A 1,319-nucleotide genomic window follows, 5' to 3' on the forward strand; every position below is an offset into this window, starting at 1 on the left:
ATAAAAAGCATTAATAATTTATTTAATAAGTTATTTTAAAGATATCTCACGTTTATTATTTTTAGTTTGATGTTCGTTGTGATGAGAATACGTTTCTTAATGTATACAAGTAGAATTTATCTTTAACTCTTTTGTTCAATAATTCCTTTACAATTTAATTTTCTAAATATTTGAGACGAATTAACTAAAAAGTTTAAATTATCCATGAACATCTTATATACTAATAATGAACCAATACACAATAAGAAGGAGGAGGAAGAAATCCTATGATAAGCATAAAAAAGTTGCTTGTACTCATTATGGAATAAGAATGGACGTTTTTAAACCTGAGGAAATAATTAGCTTTAATCATTTGCAATCCAGAGGATACCTCACTTGTCCTTATTGTGGCGATATCGAAATCGCTCATGAATGCCAAGAAGGAAAATCAAGGTTTGTAGTTGCTGCTAATAGAGTTCATACTCATGATTGCCTCTCGAAAGAGTCATAAAAAATTAGTCGATCTAAAAAGATCCATCCTTTTAGATCGACTAATTTCACTTACACAAAAGTCTTTTCAAAATGACATATTTTATAGAAGAAACTCGCCAAAAAAGTAGCCTTTGCTCAACGGGAGCAAAGGCTTATTAGAATTTAGGCGGTTGGGAAATATGATATTAGTTTGAGCTAAATTAAAAAATCATCTCCCTTTTACCTAACCTTATGAAGTGACAAGTGTGTAGAAGCTATGATATGTTAGCATCTCTACATATGATCTAAAATAAGAGGATGAGGTGTTTGAATATGAAGAAAACTGAACTAGTAGATGCAGTTGCTACACAAGCAGAACTATCAAAGCAAGACGCTAAAAAAGCTGTGGAAGCGTTGTTTGAGACGATTTCTAACACACTTGCGAAAGAAGAAAAAATTCAGTTGATTGGATTTGGAACATTTGAAGTACGTGAACGTGCAGCCCGTACAGGTCGTAACCCTCAAACAGGTGAGGAAATGACAATTCCGGCTTCAAAGGCTCCTGCTTTTAAACCAGGAAAAGAATTAAAAGAAGCCGTTAAATAAATATGTCTTATAATCAGCCCTCTCTAGAGATAGACTTCTAAAGGGGGCTATTTTTCACGGTGAAAAACTTCTAAATACCTACACACAAATATTACCTAATCAAGGTTTCTATTTTCTTGTGTCGTCTTAGAGTTTGAGGTAGGCTCTTTGCCAAGTCCAGGTTTCCAATTACCTAACTTGTTTTTTAAGTAATCCTTTAAAAAATCACGTTTCTTTTTTCGTCTTTTATCCCTGTTTTTCATAAGTACTCACCACCTTTAGGC

General features: G+C 33.1%; 2 protein-coding genes. One reads left to right on the plus strand and one right to left on the minus strand.

All coding sequences use genetic code 11. The features are described 5' to 3' along the window. Positions 1–783 precede the first annotated feature (783 nt). Positions 784–1,056, plus strand: coding sequence for an HU family DNA-binding protein (locus AC1DRF_RS28115; protein ID WP_427076784.1), 273 nt, complete (start codon positions 784–786; stop codon positions 1,054–1,056). Positions 1,057–1,151: 95 nt separating this feature from the next. Here the strand turns inward: AC1DRF_RS28115 and AC1DRF_RS28120 are convergent, their stop codons facing one another. Beyond that, a complete protein-coding gene (locus AC1DRF_RS28120; protein WP_162837702.1) occupies positions 1,152–1,298 on the minus strand; it encodes a hypothetical protein in 147 nt (48 codons plus the stop codon). Between the last annotated feature and the right edge of the window lie 21 nt (positions 1,299–1,319).

Source organism: Priestia sp. P5_B4 (assembly GCF_056400385.1).

Excerpts from the sequence above, each read along its gene's own strand:
- AC1DRF_RS28115 (WP_427076784.1), top strand. The coding sequence starts at position 784 with ATGAAGAAAACTGAACTAGTAGATGCAGTTGCTACACAAGCAGAACTA.
- AC1DRF_RS28120 (WP_162837702.1), bottom strand. The coding sequence starts at position 1,298 with ATGAAAAACAGGGATAAAAGACGAAAAAAGAAACGTGATTTTTTAAAG.